15 protein-coding genes are annotated in these 16,885 nt (G+C 70.1%); 5 read left to right on the forward strand and 10 right to left on the reverse strand.

Features of this window, described 5'->3' with window-relative positions; all coding sequences use genetic code 11:
* Positions 1–96 precede the first annotated feature (96 nt).
* On the forward strand, positions 97–579 hold the full coding sequence (locus BXA03_RS25590; protein WP_076512003.1) for a MarR family winged helix-turn-helix transcriptional regulator: 483 nt from the start codon (positions 97–99) through the stop codon (positions 577–579).
* 195 nt (positions 580–774) lie between these two features.
* Here the strand turns inward: BXA03_RS25590 and BXA03_RS25595 are convergent, their stop codons facing one another.
* The 4 genes from BXA03_RS25595 to BXA03_RS25610 form a co-directional block, all read right to left on the reverse strand.
* Positions 775–1,539: an SDR family NAD(P)-dependent oxidoreductase gene (locus tag BXA03_RS25595; protein WP_083716533.1), complete on the reverse strand. Its 765-nt coding sequence runs from the start codon at positions 1,537–1,539 to the stop codon at positions 775–777.
* A 68-nt stretch (positions 1,540–1,607) separates the two neighbouring features.
* Positions 1,608–2,378 carry a sulfite exporter TauE/SafE family protein gene (locus BXA03_RS25600; protein WP_076512004.1) on the reverse strand — a complete coding sequence of 257 codons (771 nt, stop codon included), beginning with the start codon at positions 2,376–2,378 and terminating at the stop codon, positions 1,608–1,610.
* Between the two features lie 144 nt (positions 2,379–2,522).
* A complete protein-coding gene (locus tag BXA03_RS25605) occupies positions 2,523–5,519 on the reverse strand; it encodes a bifunctional diguanylate cyclase/phosphodiesterase (protein WP_076512005.1) in 2,997 nt (998 codons plus the stop codon).
* On the reverse strand, positions 5,516–6,568 hold the full coding sequence (locus BXA03_RS25610) for a TRAP transporter substrate-binding protein (protein ID WP_083716535.1): 1,053 nt from the start codon (positions 6,566–6,568) through the stop codon (positions 5,516–5,518). The genes BXA03_RS25605 and BXA03_RS25610 overlap by 4 nt, the downstream gene beginning before the upstream one ends.
* 202 nt (positions 6,569–6,770) lie before the next feature.
* Here BXA03_RS25610 and BXA03_RS25615 point away from each other — a divergent pair, with 202 nt between their 5' ends.
* Positions 6,771–7,379 (forward strand): hypothetical protein, encoded by a 609-nt coding sequence (locus tag BXA03_RS25615; protein WP_076512006.1) that lies wholly within the window; start codon positions 6,771–6,773, stop codon positions 7,377–7,379.
* Here the strand turns inward: BXA03_RS25615 and pcaF are convergent, their stop codons facing one another.
* Genes pcaF through BXA03_RS25630 form a run of 3 tightly spaced genes read right to left on the reverse strand, consistent with a single transcriptional unit; the run spans position 7,380 to position 9,993 of the window.
* Positions 7,380–8,585 carry a 3-oxoadipyl-CoA thiolase gene (gene pcaF, locus BXA03_RS25620; protein ID WP_076512007.1) on the reverse strand — a complete coding sequence of 402 codons (1,206 nt, stop codon included), beginning with the start codon at positions 8,583–8,585 and terminating at the stop codon, positions 7,380–7,382.
* 41 nt (positions 8,586–8,626) lie between these two features.
* Positions 8,627–9,286 carry a 3-oxoacid CoA-transferase subunit B gene (locus tag BXA03_RS25625; protein WP_076512008.1) on the reverse strand — a complete coding sequence of 220 codons (660 nt, stop codon included), beginning with the start codon at positions 9,284–9,286 and terminating at the stop codon, positions 8,627–8,629.
* A complete protein-coding gene (locus BXA03_RS25630; protein ID WP_076512009.1) occupies positions 9,286–9,993 on the reverse strand; it encodes a 3-oxoacid CoA-transferase subunit A in 708 nt (235 codons plus the stop codon). Before BXA03_RS25630 ends, BXA03_RS25625 begins: the two co-directional genes overlap by 1 nt.
* 136 nt (positions 9,994–10,129) lie before the next feature.
* On the opposite strand from BXA03_RS25630, the gene BXA03_RS25635 reads away from it, so the two are divergent.
* Together BXA03_RS25635 and BXA03_RS25640 are read left to right on the forward strand one after the other, a co-directional pair.
* Positions 10,130–10,924 (forward strand): IclR family transcriptional regulator, encoded by a 795-nt coding sequence (locus tag BXA03_RS25635; RefSeq protein ID WP_076512010.1) that lies wholly within the window; start codon positions 10,130–10,132, stop codon positions 10,922–10,924.
* Between the two features lie 156 nt (positions 10,925–11,080).
* Positions 11,081–14,161, forward strand: coding sequence for a putative bifunctional diguanylate cyclase/phosphodiesterase (locus tag BXA03_RS25640; RefSeq protein WP_076512011.1), 3,081 nt, complete (start codon positions 11,081–11,083; stop codon positions 14,159–14,161).
* 19 nt (positions 14,162–14,180) lie between these two features.
* On the opposite strand, the gene BXA03_RS25645 is transcribed toward BXA03_RS25640, so the two are convergent.
* Genes BXA03_RS25645 through BXA03_RS25655 form a run of 3 tightly spaced genes read right to left on the reverse strand, consistent with a single transcriptional unit; the run spans position 14,181 to position 16,341 of the window.
* On the reverse strand, positions 14,181–15,383 hold the full coding sequence (locus BXA03_RS25645) for a beta-ketoacyl-[acyl-carrier-protein] synthase family protein (protein WP_076512012.1): 1,203 nt from the start codon (positions 15,381–15,383) through the stop codon (positions 14,181–14,183).
* The gene (locus tag BXA03_RS25650; RefSeq protein WP_076512013.1) at positions 15,380–15,631 is read right to left on the reverse strand and encodes an acyl carrier protein; all 252 of its coding nucleotides are present in this window, start codon (positions 15,629–15,631) and stop codon (positions 15,380–15,382) included. Before BXA03_RS25650 ends, BXA03_RS25645 begins: the two co-directional genes overlap by 4 nt.
* Positions 15,632–15,657: 26 nt before the next feature.
* Positions 15,658–16,341, reverse strand: a complete 684-nt coding sequence (locus BXA03_RS25655; RefSeq protein WP_076512014.1) for a phosphatase PAP2 family protein — start codon at positions 16,339–16,341, stop codon at positions 15,658–15,660.
* Positions 16,342–16,432: 91 nt separating this feature from the next.
* Here BXA03_RS25655 and BXA03_RS25660 point away from each other — a divergent pair, with 91 nt between their 5' ends.
* Positions 16,433–16,867: a DUF1841 family protein gene (locus tag BXA03_RS25660; protein ID WP_076512015.1), complete on the forward strand. Its 435-nt coding sequence runs from the start codon at positions 16,433–16,435 to the stop codon at positions 16,865–16,867.
* Positions 16,868–16,885: the final 18 nt, after the last annotated feature.

The following is a 16,885-nucleotide window of genomic DNA, read 5'->3' on the forward strand; positions in this document are numbered from 1 at the left end:
AGCCGCTGCCGCGTATCCCACGGCGCCCCGGCCTGGCGCGACCGCGGCGCCCGCATGACGCGGCCTGCACCCAAGCTCCGAGACGACACCCCTTCCATGCCCACCCCCAAGCCTCGTTCGCGCAAGCCTGTTCCAGCTGCGACCACGGCAGCCGACCCGCTGGACAGCCACGTGCTCGAAAGCCTCGTCGGCTACAACACGCGCCGCGCCTACCTGGTGGTGTATGCGACCTTCGCGGAACGCATGGCCGTGTACGGCCTCAAGCCGACCGACTTCTCGGTGCTCTCGCTGCTGGCGCACAACCCGGGCGCGACCTCGCGCCAGCTGTGCGCCGCGCTGGACATCCAGCCGCCCAACTTCGTGAGCCTGGTGGCGGCCATGGACCGACGCGGGCTGATCGAACGGCGCCCGCATCCGCACGATGGGCGCGCGGTGGGGTTGCACCTCACGGACGCCGGCCACCAGTTGATGGCCGAGGCGGAAGAGGCCGTGATCCAGCTGGAGAAGGACGCCAGCCACAAGCTCACCGACCGCGAGCGCGACACGCTGATCCGCCTGCTGCAGAAGATCTACCTGTAGCCGGGCGCACCGGCCCCGTCGGACAAGGCGGCATGCCGCCTCGCATGCACCCGGCGCTCCCCTTGATCGAAGGGCCGCGGAGCACGCCATGCCAGTGCACCCGCGGAACCGGCTTCGCCGGGCCGGGGGGTGCGCCCCTCGAGGGGGATTGGACTTCCACACGAAGTGAGGAAGTCCAAACGGGGTGGCTTCATTTCACGGCTGGCGCACATCCGCCACCGGCTGCGCGCCGAAGTCCGGCCGCTCGAGCCAGGCCAGCACCTTGCGCGCAGCCGACTCGGGCGAATCCAGCTGCCCGTTGCGGTGCAGCGCCTCGAAGCGGCTGCGGTCGGGGAACAGCCCCGCATCGGCGCTGCGCAGTGCGACCTGCATGTCGGTGTCGATCACGCCGGGCGCCAGCGACACGATGCGCGCACCGCCCTCCTGCGCCCCCTCCAGCGCCACGGCGCGCGAGAAATGGTCCATGCCGGCCTTGGCGGCGCAGTACGGCGCCTGGCTGCCCATGGCGTTGCGGCCCAGACCCGAAGAGATGTTGAGCACCTGCCGCGACGCAGCCCAGCCCGTGGTCGCGGACAGGAAGGCGCTGGTCAGCAGCAGCGCCGCTTCCAGCCCGACGCGCAGCGCTGCCGACAGCTCGGGCAGCGAGGCGCGCGCCAGCGGCGCCGTCCGTCCGACGGTGCCGGCGTTGTTGATGAGCACCGCATGGCGAAGCAGCGCCGCGTCCTGCGCGGCCAGCCAGTCCGCGAGCCGCTCGGCCACGGGCAGGGGGTCGGCCAGGTCGACCGACCATTGCAGGACCGCGCTGCCCGCCGCTGCCGCTTCGGCCTCCAGCGTGGCGTCGATGCCGCGCGACAGGCACAGCAGCTGCACGCCGCCGCGCGCGAGCAGCTGGCTCGCCATTGCACGGCCCATGCCGCGCGAGGCGCCTGTCAGGACGACGAGTTCGTTGATGGAAGCCATGGGCGTGAAGCTCCTTGCAGTGGAAGGTGGAGGGTGGGTCCCGGCGGGACGAGGTGCGGGCGCTGCGCTCAGAAGAAGCCGTCCCACACCAGCTTGATGCCGGTGAGGAACATGCCCAGGTAGACACAGCGATAGAACCAGGCCGGATCGATGCGCCGAGCGATGCGCACGCCGATCCAGACGCCGAGCGGCGCGAGCGGCATCAGCAGCAGCGCGGTACTGAGATTGCGCGCCTCCAGCAGGCCCAGCCAGGCATAGGGGATCCATTTGGCGAGATTCACCAGGAAGAACAGGTAGGCCATGGTGGCCGTGAAGACGATCGGCCGCAGCTTCAGCGGCAGCAGGTAGGCATTGATGGGCGGGCCACCCGCATGCGAGATGAAGCTGGTGAAGCCCGACAGCACGGTGAGCACCCAGCCCGCCGCGCGCGAGGGCGGCGGCGCATCGGGGCGTGGCGGAAAGAGCAGCCGCTGCGCCAGGAAGACCAGTGTGCACACGCCCACGATGCCCGCCACCGTCGTCGCCGCCAGCGCGTGGAAGAGCACCGCCCCCAGCACCACGCCCACCAGCGCCGGAGGCACCAGGAAGGCCAGCAACCGCCTGTCCACATCGCGCCGGAAGGCGGCGATGCCCAGCACGTCCATGACGAACAGCAGCGGCATGAGGATGGCGGCCGCCTGCGGCACCGTCACCGCCAGCGACATCAGCGGCACGGCCAGCGAGCCGAAGCCTGCGCCGAAGCCGCTCTTGCTGATGCCCAGCAGCAGCACGGCGGGCACGGCGACCAGGTAGAAGGCGGCATCCGCGATGGGCGGCGCGAGGAACTCGGGGAAGGACAAGGCGAAGGCGGCCGCGCAACGGGCCGGCGCAGGGAGAGCGAAGCGCGGATTGTGCCGAGGGTTGCCGATGCGTGCAGGAAGGAGCGCCTGCCTGCGCCGGAGGTCAAGGACACCGACGCGATACGGGCAGCCGCAGCGCCCCCGTCAATGCGCGATCAGTTCGACATCCAGCTGCGACTCCAGCACCTCCACCGGCTGCGGCCGGCCGAAGAGGAAGCCCTGGCACACACGGCAGCCGTTGCGGATGAGGAAGTCCAGCTGCGCGCGGGTCTCCACACCCTCGGCCACCACCTCCAGGTCGAGGTTGGCGGCCATGCCGATGAGCGTCTGCACGATCAACTCGATCTTGGGATTGGCGCCGATGCCGCTGACAAAGAACCGGTCGATCTTGATCTGGTGCAGGGGCAGCTGCGCCATGTACGACAGCGACGAGTAGCCCGTGCCGAAGTCGTCCATCGAGAAACGGATGCCGATGGCGGCCAGCGACTTCATCTTGCGGATGGTCTCGGCCACCTCGTCGTGCAGCAGGCTTTCGGTGAGCTCCAGCTTGAGCTTGGACGGATCGGCGCCGGTGCGGATCAGCACCTCGCGCACCTTGTCCGCGAAGTCCTCCTTGCGGAACTGGCGGGCGCTCACGTTCACGGCCAGCGTGAGGTGCCGGCGGCGGGGATGGGTGCTCCATTCGTCCAGCTGCTTGCAGGCCTGCTCCAGCGCCCACAGGCCGATGGGCGAGATCAGGCCCGTTTCCTCCGCCACGTCGATGAACGCGGCCGGCGGGATCAGGCCGCGCTGCGGATGCAGCCAGCGGATCAGCACCTCGGCCCCCACCACGCGGCCTTCGGTCGTCACCTGCGGCTGGTAGTGCAGCAGGAACTGGCCGCGCGCCTTCAGGGCCGCGCGCAGCTCGCTCTCCAGCGAGGCCCGCGCATTGACCGTGGTCTGCATGTCGACCTCGAAGAAGCGCAGCACGTCGCCGCCCGCCGTCTTGGCATGGAACATCGCGATGTCGGCCTGCTTGAGCAGGTCGTCCAGCGAGGCCGAGCTGGCGCTGATGAGCGTGGCACCGATGCTGCAGGTGCCGTGGTAGGTCATGGCCGGCAGCTGGATCGGTCGGCCCAGCTCGGCCAGCACGGCCTCGCCGAAAGCCTGGGTCTGCATCACGGCGGTGGCCGAGTCGGCGCTCAGACCCTCGATCAGGATCACGAACTCGTCGCCGCCCAGACGGGCCACGGTGTCGCCTTCGCGCATGAGCTGCTGCAGCCGCTGCGCCACCTGCTTGAGCAGCACGTCGCCCGCGTTGCGGCCCTGCGCGTCGTTGAGGGTCTTGAAGTGGTCCAGGTCCAGGAAGAGCAGCGCCGCCTGCCGCTCACGCCGCACGTTGGCGTCGATGGCCGACTGCAGGCGGTGCAGCAGCATGCGCCGATTGGGCAGGCCGGTGAGGTTGTCGTAGAAGGACAGGTGGTCGATCTGCAGCTGCGCCGACATGCGGTCGGTGATGTCGCGCAGGATGACGATGAAGCGCGCGTCGGCGCCCTCGCCCACCAGCTTGCGCGAGGCCGAGATCTCGAACCAGGCGGTGCCCTGCGAGGCACGTCGCTCGAACTGCTTGCCGAACGACAGGCCCTTCAGGTACGCCTCGCGCATGGCGGCCATGATCTGGATGGCGGCATCGCCGGGCAGCACCTCCGACAGTGTTCGTCCGACCGGATCCCCGATGTCCAGCAGCGAGGCACGCGCCGAATGGAAGCCGATGCAGCGGCCGTCCAGGCACAGCTCCAGCAGGACGTCGGGCAGCGCATCCAGCGTGGCCTGCAGCTGGGCCTTGCCTTCCACCATGTCGGCCAGGTGACGGCGCTTCTCGCTGGTGTCGCGGTAGACGCAGACCATGCCGCCATTGGGGGTGGGACTCTTGACGACGACCACCGTGCGGCCGTCGGGCAGTTCCAGTTCCTGCTCGCCGGGCGCGGGCAGGCGGGCCGACTGGGTATCGGGCTCCTCGACGCTTCGGCCCGACACGGCGTTCTCCAGCGCCACCATCGGCATGTGCGCCTCCAGGGCGATGCGCGCCTGGGGAAAGATCTCGGCGAAGCGCCGGTTCCAGGCCGTGACGCGGCCCTCGGGGTCCAGCAGCACGAAGCCGTCGGACATCGACTCCAGGGCCTGGTCCAGCATGCTCTTGGCGTGCAGGGCCTCGCGGCGGCGCAGCCATTGCTCGCGCAGCTGATGCAGCGCATAGGCCGAGACGCCCACCACCATGAGCATGAGAAGCACGGTCACGCCGACGATCAGGTTGCGCTCGGTGCGGAAGCCCTCCAGCACCTGCTCCATCGGCAGGCCGGCGCTGAGCACGATGTCCTGGTTGAGCGTGGGTCGCAACGCCAGCAGCGCGTCCTGCCCCATGAGGCGCGAGTTGGCCTGCACGATGCCCCGCGCGTCGGCTGCACCGCGCAGCTCGGGCAGCGCCGCGGAGCCTTCGGCGATCTCGCTGCGCGGGGGCACGCTGACCAGCAGGCCCTGGCTCAGGCTCTCGAGCGTGACCTCCATGCCCTCGATGCCGGCACCATGCGCCAGCAGTCGCGCCAGCGAGGCCACCTGCACCTCGGCCAGCGCGATGCCGGGCGCGCCATCGGGCAGGCGGACCACGCGCGTGAAGTACAGCACCTGCTGCGACGTCCGGGGGCTGAGCGCTGGCCCCGTCGTCATCAGCTCGGGCACGGGCTGACCCATCAGCCGCGCGGTGAAGGCCGGCGACAGCGGCACCGCGTCGCCATCGGGCGGCGACACCACGCTGCCATCGGGACGCAGCACTTCCAGCCGCTCGACCAGCAGGCTGTGCCGCGCCAGCGACTGCATGCTGCGGGCCGCGCGCTGGTTGGCCTGGGCCATGTCCTCGTTGCCCACCGGCCGCAGCAGCATGCCCAGATCGGCCAGCAGCAGGTCGACGCCCAGCAGGTTCTGGTTGACGGCGGCCACCGAGCCGCTGAGGAAGCGGTCGATCTGGTCGCGCGCATCGTCGACCGCACGGTTGCGCATCTCCACCACGGCGAACACCGCCAGGCCGAAGACCACCACGATGAAGAGCGCCGCCAGCGCAAAGGTGGACGCGGCGAGCTGCCGCGGCGGTGCGCTCGTCGACTTCATGGGGTCTGGGGCGCTTTGCTGTCGATCACGGGTGCGATGGTGCGCTGCCACAGCCGCGTGCATTCGGAGCCGCAACGGCGCAGCCAGTTCACCAGGATGGTGGAGGCGAGGATCTGGCGGCGAAGCCGGTCGTCCTGCGCCGTGGGCCGCACGGCCACCATGGCGCCGGGTGTGCCGCTGTCGCAGGGCCCGGCCCCCGTGTTGCAGGCCACGGCCGACTCCGTGTCGCGGATGGATTGCGCCCAGATGCGCTGCTCCAACTGCGGCAGTTGCTGCTCCAGCACGATGCGCACGTCGGCCGGCAGCACCGCCCAGGCATCCGCGTTGGCGCCGAAGACGGCCAGACCCCAGTTGATGGGCATCGTGAACAGTGAGTGGGTGATGCGGTGCAGCCCCAGCGTGTTGCCCGAACTCCCGCCCGTGATGGCGCAGTCGGTGTTGGCCGAGGTCATGTTGCTCATGAGGGCGGCGAAGGCCGTGGGCACGGGCGTGCCGCCCAGGGCCTGCACGAACTCGGCCTGCGTACCGCTGGAGACACGCACGCGCCGGCCCTGCAGGTCCGCCAGGCCCTTCAGCGGCGCCGTGCAGAAGATGACCTGCGCGGGGTAGATGTACATGGCCAGCAGCTTCACGTTGAAGCGCTCGCGCAGCATGGCGGCCATCTCGGGCCGGAACGCATCGACGACGCGGCGCAGGGTGGCGGCATCGGCGCTCAGCCCGGCCATGTCGGGCAGCGCCAGCGCGGGATGTTCACCGCCCACCTGGCTCAACAGCACGGTGCCGAAGGGCACCACACCGGTTTCCAGCAAGGTGAGCATCTTGTTGCCGGGCACGCCGGCCTGGTCGAAGGGCGCGATCGTGGCGACCACGCGGCCCTGCATCAGCCGGGGCAGTGTCTCCGTCCAGAATGGCGCTTCGTGCTGGGTGTACTGCGCGATGCCCGCCAAGCCGCCCACCACCCGCAGTTGCAGGGGCGCGTCCTGACCTGCCGCCGGCCAGGCAGCGGCCGCCCAGACAGAGCAGAAAAAAATCCTCAGCAGCAGGCGCATAGGGCGGAGAAAAACGGGCAGCGCGCAATCAATCCCCGCATCTTGAAGAGGAATCGTCCATGTTGCAAATTGTGTCGCGTTTATCAAAGTTGATGACACAATTTTTGGAAACCTAAAGTATTCGTTCTTGCGCCGTTCAGCCAGCAGGTGTTGCAGACCTGCCTACACTGCCTCTTCTTCGGCATTTCTTCCCGGAACTTTCATGGACTTTCTGGCCTTGGTGGCCCTGGCCGCACTCGGCCTGCACTGGATGAGACGGCGCGATCAACAGCGCCACATCGCCCTTCTCGGCGCCCGGCTCGCGCCCTTCCGCATCGAGCCCCAGATGGAGACGCTCCTCGACGGCTACCTGCGCTGGCTCGACGAAGCCGACGACGAGCGTCGCCGGCAGATCTGGCAGACGCTGTGCGCGACCGAGGAGTCGCTGGCCGAACAACTCCAGCGCTTCGCGGCCGACATGGCGAAGCTCGAGGCCCCCCTGGCCCAGGTCAGCAAACTGCCGATGTGGCTGCCGTGGGCGCAGCCCCTGCTCTCGGGCCGCCTGCTCTTCGACGTGCGGCGTGCCTTCGCCATCCATGCGAAGGGCATCGCGGCCGTGGCCGCCAATGAGCCCAGCCTGGCCGACAAGCCGCGCGCCTTCATGATGAGCGCCGAGCTGCTGCTGCTGCAACACACCTGCCACTGGTACTGCCGCTCGAAGGCCGTGGCCAGCGCGCGGCTGCTGGCCAGGCACGGCACCTCGTACGAGCAGGTGCTGGCCTCGGTGTCGCCGCGCACGCGCAGCGACTACCTCGCCCTCACCGGCCGCTGATCAGACTCTCTCGAGGATCAGGGCGATGCCCTGACCCACGCCGATGCACATGGTGCACAGCGCATAGCGGCCTCCGCCGCGGTGCAGCTGGTTGACGGCCGTGGTCGCCAGACGGGCGCCGCTGGCGCCCAGCGGGTGACCCAGCGCGATGGCGCCGCCGTTGATGTTGACGCGGGCGTCGTCGTCCTTCAGGCCCAGCATGCGCAGCACGGCCAGGCCCTGCGCCGCAAAGGCCTCGTTCAGTTCGATGACGTCGATCTGGTCCAGCGAGATGCCGGTCTGCGCCAGCACCTTCTGCGTGGCCGGCGCCGGGCCGATGCCCATGATGCGCGGCGCCACGCCAGCCGTGGCCATGCCCACGATGCGGGCGCGCGGCGTCAGGCCGTTCTTGGCGGCGGCCTGCTCGCTCGCGATCAGCAGCGCACAGGCGCCGTCGTTCACGCCGCTGGCATTGCCGGCCGTCACCGTGCCCTCGGGCTTGACCACGCCCTTGAGCTTGGCGAGCGACTCCAGGCTGGTGTCGCGCGGATGCTCGTCTTTGGCCACGACGATGGCATCGCCCTTCTTCTGCGGGATGGTCACGGGCACGATCTCCGACTCGAAGAAGCCGGACTTCTGCGCCGCCACCGCGCGCTGCTGGCTGGCCAGGGCCATGCGGTCCTGGGCCTCGCGCTCGATCTTGAACTGCTCGGCCACGTTCTCGGCCGTCTCGGGCATGGAGTCCACGCCGTACTGGGCCTTCATCAGCTTGTTGACGAAGCGCCAGCCGATGGTGGTGTCGTACACCGCGTTGGCGCGGCTGAATGCCGACTCGGCCTTGGGCATGACGAAGGGCGCGCGGCTCATGCTCTCCACGCCGCCAGCGATCATCAGCTGCGCCTCGCCGGCCTTGATGGCACGAGCGGCGCTGCCCACGGCGTCCAGGCCCGAGCCGCACAGGCGGTTGATGGTGGCGCCCGGCACCTCGATGGGCAGGCCGGCCAGGAGCGCGGCCATGCGCGCCACGTTGCGGTTGTCCTCGCCGGCCTGGTTGGCGCAGCCATAGAGCACGTCGGTCACGGCCTGCCAGTCGACCTTGGCATTGCGTTCCATCAGCGCCTTGATGGGGATGGCGCCCAGGTCGTCGGTGCGCACGCTGGCGAGCGCGCCGCCGTAGCGGCCGAAGGGGGTGCGGATGGCGTCGCAGATGAAGGCGTCGATGGTCATGCGGAAGGTCTCCTTGAATCGGATGGAAAGAGGGGTGGTGTTCAGTCTGCCGCTGCGTCTTCGGCGATGGGCAGGCCCACCAGCCGTTCGAGTTCCTGCAGCGACAGGCCCGGCACGCGGTCGATGCAGCGCAGGCCCTGCGGTGTGCAGGCCAGTGTCGCCAGGTCGGTGTAGATGCGCTTGACGCACGCGAGACCGGTGAGCGGGTAGCTGCACTGCGCAACGACCTTGCTGGCACCCTGCTTGGTCAGCAGGTCCATCATGACCCAGGTCTGCTTGGCGCCGGTGGCCAGGTCCATGGCGCCGCCGACGGCCGGGATGGCACCGGGCTCGCCGGTGCTCCAGTTGGCCAGGTCGCCCGTGGCGCTGACCTGGAAGGCGCCCAGAACGCAGATGTCGATGTGGCCGCCGCGCATCATGGCGAAGCTGTCGGCATGGTGGAAGTAGGCGCCGCCGGGCAGCAGCGTCACCGGCTGCTTGCCGGCGTTGATGAGGTCGTAGTCCTCCTCGCCCGCGGCCGGCGCCGGGCCCATGCCCAGGATGCCGTTCTCGCTGTGCAGCACCACCTCGCGGCCGGCGGGCAGGTGGTTGGCCACCAGCGTGGGCTGGCCGATGCCGAGGTTGACGACGGCGCCGTCGAAGATGTCCTGCGCCACGCGGGCGGCGAGCTGGTCCTTGGTTCGGCGTTGGTAGTCGGCCATCACGCCACCTCCTTCTTCTTGAAGCCGCCGGCCTGGGTGGCCGTGCGGTCGATCTTCACGACGCGGCTGACGAAGATGCCCGGCGTGACGATGGCCTCGGGGTCGAGCGTGCCCAGCTCGGCCACCTCGTGCACCGTGGCGACGGTCTTCTTCGCAGCCATGGCCATCACGGGGCCGAAGTTGCGCGCGGCCTTGCGGTAGGTGAGGTTGCCCCAGCGATCGCCGCGCTCGGCCTTGATGAGGGCCAGGTCGCCGTGGATCGGGTACTCCAGCACGTAGTGGCGGCCGTCGATGACGCGGGTCTCGCGGCCGGCGGCCAGTTCGGTGCCGTAGCCGGTCGGGCAGAAGAAGGCACCGATGCCGGCACCGGCAGCGCGGATGCGCTCGGCCAGGTTGCCCTGGGGCACCAGCTCCAGCTCGATCTTGCTCGCGCGGTAGAGGCCGTCGAACACGAAGCTGTCGGCCTGCCGCGGGAAGCTGCAGATGATCTTGCGCACCCGGCCGGCCTTGAGCAGCGCGGCGAGGCCCGCTTCGCCGTTGCCGGCGTTGTTGTTGACCACCGTGAGCTCGCGCGCACCCTGCGCGATGAGGCCGTCGATGAGCGCGTCAGGAATGCCGGCGGTGCCGAAGCCTCCGATCAGCACCGTGGCGCCATCGGGCGTGCCCTGGAGCGCCTCCTCCACCGAGGCGGCGAGTTTGTCGATCATGCGGGGTTCCTTCTGCAGGGACGTCTGCCTTTGCGGGGGCAGGCGCGGGTCATGGAAAGTCGACGGGAAGAAGCCGGAAAATGTTCGCAATACGAACATTTGTTCTTAGAATGAATTCTAGCTCGCTTCCTCGCACATGCCATCCACCCCGTCTTCCACCGAAGTCCCCGAAGCGCCACGCCCCGGCGACGGCTTCGTGCAGTCCTTCGCCCGCGGCCTGCAGGTCATCCGCTCCTTCAGCGCCAGCGCACCGCGGCAGACCTTGAGCGAGGTGGCCGCCGCCAGCGGTCTCACCCGCGCCGGGGCGCGGCGCATCCTGCTCACGCTGCAGACGCTGGGCTATGTGGAAAGCGACGGCCGCTTCTTCTTTCTCACGGCCCGCATCCTGGACCTGGGCTTCGCCTACCTGTCGTCGATGCCGATCTGGAACCGCGCCGAGCCGGTGATGGAATCGCTGGTGGCCCAGGTCAAGGAGTCGTGCTCGGCCGCCGTGCTGGAGGGCACCGACGTGGTCTACGTGATGCGCGTGCCCACGCACAAGATCATGCGCATCAACGTGGGCATCGGCTCGCGGTTGCCGGCCTACTGCACCTCGATGGGCCGCGTGCTGCTGGCCGCCCTGCCCGAGGACGAGCTCCAGCGCCGCCTGACCGCCTCGCCCGTCGCCCCGCTCACGCGGCACACACTGACCGATCCGGAGGCCATCGTCGCCCGCATTGCGCAGGCCCGGCGCCAGGGCTGGTGCCTGGTCAACCAGGAGCTGGAGGAGGGCCTGATCTCCATCGCCGCGCCGGTGCGCGACCGCGCGGGCCGTGTGCTGGCCGCGCTCAACATCAGCGGCCAGGCCAACCGCACCAGCGCCAAGGTGATGCAGGACAGCCTGCTGCCGCCGCTGCTGGACGCCGCGGCGCGGGTGTCGGGCCTGCTCTGAGCCGGGCCGGGCGCCCCGGCAGGACTTGATCTAGCGCAATACAAGCGCGGATGGCGCTGTCCAGAATCGGCGCGCCATGCGCCCATCCTCCCTGCCATTCCGCCCCGACGGCCGCCGGCGCCCCGCGTTCCTGCGCAGGCCTGGGAGGCGTGCGCGATGAGTGCCGCACCCTCTGCCCCGCCATCGGACTGGGGCGCGCTGCGCGCGCGGCATCTCGGCGAGGCGGCACCGCCCCGACTGCCAACGCTTGAGAGCGTCCGGCTGCCTCGCGCCTGGTACCTGCGCGTGGTCTTCATGGCCGTGTTGCTGCTGGTGGGCCTCACGCTCACCTACCTGCGCGCCGACCCCGCGCCCGCCAGCGCGCACATGGCCTTCCTGTGCCAGCTGCTGACCGCGCGCGAAGCCGATGCCCGGTTCGACGCGCAGCTGCTGTCGCTGCAGGCAGGGCGGACCATCGACGACCGCGCCCTGACGCAGCTCGCCGACCAGGCACTGCAGCAGGTCCGGCGCATGGAGGCCCTGCCCCCGGTGGTGCCGCTGCCGGACCGCCCCGAACTGCAGCAGACCCTGGCCGCGCTGCGCCACGCACTCGAGGCCAAGGCAGCCGGACTGTCCGACTTCCGCCGCGCCCACCTGGGCCTGACGCAGGCCCAGGCCGAGTTGCCCTCCGCCGCCCTGGACCTGCTCCTGGCCACCGAGAACCTGCTGCTGCGGGCCACGGCCGAGCAGTACCTGCTGGGCTTTCTGCCCGGTGCCGCCGACCCGGCCGAGATGGCCGAGGCCGCGCAAGCCCTGCGCGCGGCCGCCCAGGGCGAGCCGTCGCTCGCGCCTTCGATCCAGCGCCTGCTTGCGCTGGGCGAGGCCATCCAGCGCCTGCGCGCCGCGCGCGACGACGCCATCGACGCCGCCCGCCAGCGCGACTCGGCCGCGCGCATCCAGGACGTGCAGCGCCGCTACGAGCAAAGCTGGCAGCGCCTGGATGCCGACGCCCATGCCTGGCGCCTGGTCCTGTTCGGCCTGGCCCTGCTGATGGCCGCCTACCTGAGTTGGGCCTTCCTGCAGTGGCGGCGCATGCAGCGCCAGCTGGCAGGAGCCCACAGCGAGGTGCAGCACCGCTACCTGGCCCAGCAGGCGGCCGAGCAGCGGCTCAAGCTGCATGCCACGGCCTTCGAGAACGCCTACGACGGCATCACCCTCACCGATGCACGCGGCAACATCGTCGACGTCAACCCGGCCTTCTGCCGCATCACGGGCTACAGCCGCGCCGAGGTCATCGGCCGCAACCCGAGCATGATGCAGTCGGGCCGGCATGACCGGGCCTTCTACACGGCCATGTGGAAGCGCATCCTCGAGACCGGCAACTGGAACGGGGAGATCTGGAACCGCAACAAATTCGGCGAGGTGTACCCGGAACTGCTGTCCATCTCCGCCATCCGCGATGCGAAGGGCACGGTCAGCAATTTCGTGGCCGTGTTCGCCGACATCCGGCACCTGAAGGCGCAGGAGAAGCAGCTCGCGCGCATGGCCTACTACGACGCGCTCACCGGACTGCCCAATCGTGTGCTGCTGGCGGACCGTCTGCAGCACGCCGTGGCGCGCGCCCGCGGCAGGAACACCGTGCTGGCGGTCTGCTACATGGACCTGGACGACTTCAAACCCATCAATGACGGCCACGGCCACGCGGCGGGCGACATGGCGCTGGTCCAGGTGGCGCGGCACCTGCAGGCGGCCGTCCAGCCCGATGACACGGTGGCGCGCATCGGCGGCGACGAGTTCGTGCTGCTCTTCGAGCGCAACGACGTGGACGCCTGCCAGCGCATGCTGCAACAGACGATCGACGCCATCGCGGTGCCGGTGCAGGTGGGCAGCGGCAGCCACCCGCTCGCCGGCAGCATCGGCGTCACCTTCTTCCCGCACGACGACGTCGAGCCCGAGGCACTGCTGCGCCATGCCGACCAGGCCATGTACCGTGCCAAGCAGGCGGGCGGCGGCCGGTTCCATGTCTTCGATGCCGACGACGACCGCCATGCACGCGACGTCGGCCACCATGCCCAGCGTCTGCGGCAGGCCATGCGCGAGGGCGAACTCGTGCTGCACTACCAGCCCAAGGTGGACATGCGCCGAGGCACCGTGCTGGGCGCCGAGGCACTGATCCGCTGGCAGCACCCCGAACGCGGCCTGCTGCCGCCCAGCGCCTTCCTGCCCCTGCTGGAGGACGACGCGCTGACCATCGACCTCGGCGAATGGGTGATCGAGCAGGCGCTGTTGCAGGCGGGCCGCTGGGCCGCGCAGGGACTGCGGCTGCCGGTGTCGGTCAACGTGGCGAGCGCGCAGCTGCAGGCGGCCGACTTCATGCGCAAACTGGGCCTGGCCCTGGAGCGGCACCGGGCGGCGGCGGACCTGCTGGAGCTTGAGATCCTGGAAACGACCAGCCTGGACGACGTGGTCAAGGCCGCCCGCATCATCGAGCAGTGCCACGACCTGGGCGTGCATGTCTCCATCGATGACTTCGGCACCGGCTATTCGTCGCTCACCTACCTCAAGCGCCTGCCCGCGCGCACCATCAAGCTGGACCAGAGCTTCGTGCGCGAACTGCTGGAGGACAGCGACAACCTCGTGATCGCCCATGGCGTGATCCGGCTGGTGCATGCGCTGGACCGGCAGGTGATCGCCGAAGGCGTCGAAAGCGAGGCCCACGGCCGTCTGCTGCTGCAGATGGGCTGCGACCGCGCGCAGGGTTATGGCGTGGCCCGCCCCATGCCGGCCGACGCGCTGCCCGCGTGGGTGCAGGTATGGCAGCCGCCACAGGCCTGGCGCGACTGCGCCCGGGTGCGCTGGACGGACGAGGTCTATCCCCTGCTGCTGGCCGAGGTGCAGGCCCGGGGTCACATGCAGCAACTGCGCCATGCGCTGCAGCATGGACGTCGCTTCACAGGGCCCGTACTGCCGCCGCTGCCGATGCTCTCCGAGGCCGTCGCCGCGCCCACGCTGTCCGCGACGGGAAGGCTGGCGCTGCTCGAACGGGTGAGACAGGAGCACGCGGCCCTGCGCCAGCACAGCGACGCCATCGGACGGGCCCTGGCGCAGGGCGCCGTCGACGAGGCACGCGCGCGGGCGGAGATCGTCCAGACCGCGCATTCACAGCTGCTGGGCGCGCTGGCCGAGATGCAGTTTGCGCTCGCCTGCCCGGCCGCCGCCCGGCCGGTGCCGGCGGTGCCCGAGCCCGTGCCCGCCTGAGCGGGAGATTGAAGGGGCCTCAGGCCCGCTCGAAGAGCAGCACCGCGTTGGAGCCGCCGAAGGCGAAGGAACTGCTCATGGCGGCCCGCAGCCCGGGGGCGGCCAGACCCTGCGCCGGCACCAGGCTCAGTCCGAAGGCCGGATCGGGCTGCTCGGCATGGGCATTGGGCGGCAATTGGCTGTTCTCCAAGGCCAGCACGGTGATGGCGGCCTCGAGTGCGCCGGCCGCGCCCAGCAGGTGTCCGTGCAGCGCCTTGGTGGAACTGACGCGCAGGTCGCCAATGGCATCGCCCCAGACCGTGCCCAGCGCCTCGGCCTCGACGCCATCGCCTATGCGCGTGGCCGTGCCATGGGCATTGCAGTAGCCGACGTCCGACGGCTGCAGGCCGGCGGTCTGCAGGGCGGCCCGCATGGCACAGGCCTGGCCGGCCGCGTCGGGCTTGGTGAGATGGGTGGCGTCGCAGCTGTGACCCCAGCCGGTCAACAGGGCATGGACCTTCGCGCCGCGTGCATGGGCGCGCTGCGCGGATTCGAGCACCAGGAAGGCCGCGCCTTCGCCCAGCGCGAAGCCGGCCCGGTCGGCCGCGAAAGGCCGCACGGCGCGCGATTCCTCGCCCGCGACCACGGGCGCGAGCGTCTGCATGGCCTGCCAAGCCAAGACCACGCCGGGCACGATCAGCGCCTCGCTTCCGCCCGCGATGGCCACATCGACCTCGCCGCGCTGCACTGCCTTGGCGGCCTCGGCAATGGCCACCGCCGACGAGGCGCAGGCCACGGAATAGGTGAAGACCGGGCCCCGCGCGTTCAGCCGCATCGCCACCTGCGAGGCCGGCGCGTTGGGCATGAAGGCGGGGATGGTCAGCGGCGGCACGCGGCCATTGCCGCGGTAGGCGGCCTCCAGCGCGGTGGCGCCGCCCATGCCGCAGCCGCCATACACGCCCACGCGCTCGGGCGCCGCATCGCCCAGGGTCGCGGCGTCGCGCACCGCCAGTTCGGCGGCGGCCACGGCCAGTTGGCTGACGCGGTCCACGCCAGGCAGCTGCAGCTTGGTGAACCAGCGCGATTCGTCGAACTGCAGCGTGGCAGCTGCAGCCGGCTTGGGCAGTTCGGGAAAGACGGGCCGGATGGCCGATTCGCCGCGCATCAGGGCCGCGAACATGGCCTGCGCGTCGTCGCCATGCGGCGAGACCACCCCCAGGCCGGTGACGGCAACCTGCGTCACGACGCCTGCTTCGCGGCCGCCTCGGCGCGCGCCTTGTCGACGGCGGCCGCGAGGCCGGCGAGCGTCTCGATGCTGGGATCCGGGTCGGGCATGGAGATCTTGAACCGGTCCTCGATCTCGAACAGGAATTCGACCAGGGCCAGGGAATCGAGCCCCTTGTCGCGCATGGACTCATTGGGGTCCAGAGTGGCCGGGTCGATGCCGTACTTCTCCTGGATCAGATCCTGCAATTCCTTCAGCGAGCTCATTGGTGTTGTGTCCGTCCTGTCAAATTTCATGATATCCGCTCGATCCGCGGCGCCTCGCCGGGCTCTCGCCAACGCCAGCGCAGCGAGGCGGCGGCAAACACCAGGCCGAGCGCCGTGCCAGCCACCACATCCCAGGCCACATGCTGGCGCGTGGCCAGCGTGGACCAGGCGATGGCCAGCACCCAGACCAGGTTCGCCACCCGCAGCCCGGCCGGCGCGCCGACACGGCGCATCAGGTGCTCGATCCATACCGCCGTGAAGACCGAGATCGCCACATGCATCGATGGACAGGCATTGCCCGCGGCGTCGATGCCTGCGAGCAGCGCAAAACCGGGCGCATCCGCGCGGTCCAGCGGCAGCGGAGGTATCTGCGTGGGCCATAGGTAGAAGATCATCAGTCCGCCGACGCACAGCGCCGCCGCCCATACGCCATAGACCAGAAGCGGCATGAAGCCCCGAAGCAGGCCGGGCGCAATGCCCACGTACAGCCACAGCGACAGGTAGGGCACCAGTGCGATGGGCGCGAAGGGCACCCAGGCGTCGACCCACGTCAGCGGCATGACCAGGGGCGGCTGCGAGGGATTGCGCAGCAGGTGGAAATAGCCGATGAAGAAGATCCACACCCAGGCCGTGGTGCCGACGATCTTGAGCAGGGCGCGTTCGCGCATGCGGGAGCCCAGCTCGCGGGCCCAGGGGGGCAGGTTGGTCATCCGGACGGTGCAAAGGGGAATCCGCGATCTTGCCTGATGCGCAAGACAGTCCCGCGGCGACGCCCGGGTGGCCGGTGCTAACCTCGCCCCAATGTTCAATCCCACCCAGGAAGACGTGCGGCGCTTCTTCTGCGCCGTCTACGCCAAGCACCGCGCCGGCCAGCCGATGGAGGCCCTCGAGATCATCGCCGCCGAGTGGATTGCGCAGCACCCCGAGTACCACGCCGACCTGGCCGATGCCGACGCGGCCGTCAGCCGCGTCTACGACGGCAAGGACGGTCGCGAGAACCCATTCCTGCACCTGTCGATGCACCTGTCCATCAGCGAGCAGTGCTCCATCGACCAGCCGCGCGGCATCCGACAGGCGGTGGAGCTGCTGGCCGCGCGCCGCAACTCGCTGCTGGAGGCCCATCACGAGGCCATGGAGTGCCTCGGCCGCATGATGTGGGAGAGCCAGCGCGCCGGCCGGCCGCCCGATGGCCATGCCTACGTGGACTGCGTCCAAAGGAAGGCGACGCGCGACTGACCGCGGCACCGGGCCGCC

Origin of the sequence: Pseudacidovorax sp. RU35E (assembly GCF_900156165.1) — a bacterium.
Taxonomy (GTDB): Bacteria; Pseudomonadota; Gammaproteobacteria; order Burkholderiales; family Burkholderiaceae_C; genus Xenophilus.

Coding starts and splice junctions, on each gene's coding strand:
- BXA03_RS25590 (WP_076512003.1), top strand. CDS start 97: ATGCCCACCCCCAAGCCTCGTTCGCGCAAGCCTGTTCCAGCTGCGACC.
- BXA03_RS25595 (WP_083716533.1), bottom strand. CDS start 1,539: ATGGCTTCCATCAACGAACTCGTCGTCCTGACAGGCGCCTCGCGCGGC.
- BXA03_RS25605 (WP_076512005.1), bottom strand. CDS start 5,519: ATGAAGTCGACGAGCGCACCGCCGCGGCAGCTCGCCGCGTCCACCTTT.
- BXA03_RS25610 (WP_083716535.1), bottom strand. CDS start 6,568: ATGCGCCTGCTGCTGAGGATTTTTTTCTGCTCTGTCTGGGCGGCCGCT.
- BXA03_RS25615 (WP_076512006.1), top strand. CDS start 6,771: ATGGACTTTCTGGCCTTGGTGGCCCTGGCCGCACTCGGCCTGCACTGG.
- pcaF (WP_076512007.1), bottom strand. CDS start 8,585: ATGACCATCGACGCCTTCATCTGCGACGCCATCCGCACCCCCTTCGGC.
- BXA03_RS25625 (WP_076512008.1), bottom strand. CDS start 9,286: ATGGCCGACTACCAACGCCGAACCAAGGACCAGCTCGCCGCCCGCGTG.
- BXA03_RS25630 (WP_076512009.1), bottom strand. CDS start 9,993: ATGATCGACAAACTCGCCGCCTCGGTGGAGGAGGCGCTCCAGGGCACG.
- BXA03_RS25635 (WP_076512010.1), top strand. CDS start 10,130: ATGCCATCCACCCCGTCTTCCACCGAAGTCCCCGAAGCGCCACGCCCC.
- BXA03_RS25640 (WP_076512011.1), top strand. CDS start 11,081: ATGAGTGCCGCACCCTCTGCCCCGCCATCGGACTGGGGCGCGCTGCGC.
- BXA03_RS25650 (WP_076512013.1), bottom strand. CDS start 15,631: ATGAGCTCGCTGAAGGAATTGCAGGATCTGATCCAGGAGAAGTACGGC.
- BXA03_RS25655 (WP_076512014.1), bottom strand. CDS start 16,341: ATGACCAACCTGCCCCCCTGGGCCCGCGAGCTGGGCTCCCGCATGCGC.
- BXA03_RS25660 (WP_076512015.1), top strand. CDS start 16,433: ATGTTCAATCCCACCCAGGAAGACGTGCGGCGCTTCTTCTGCGCCGTC.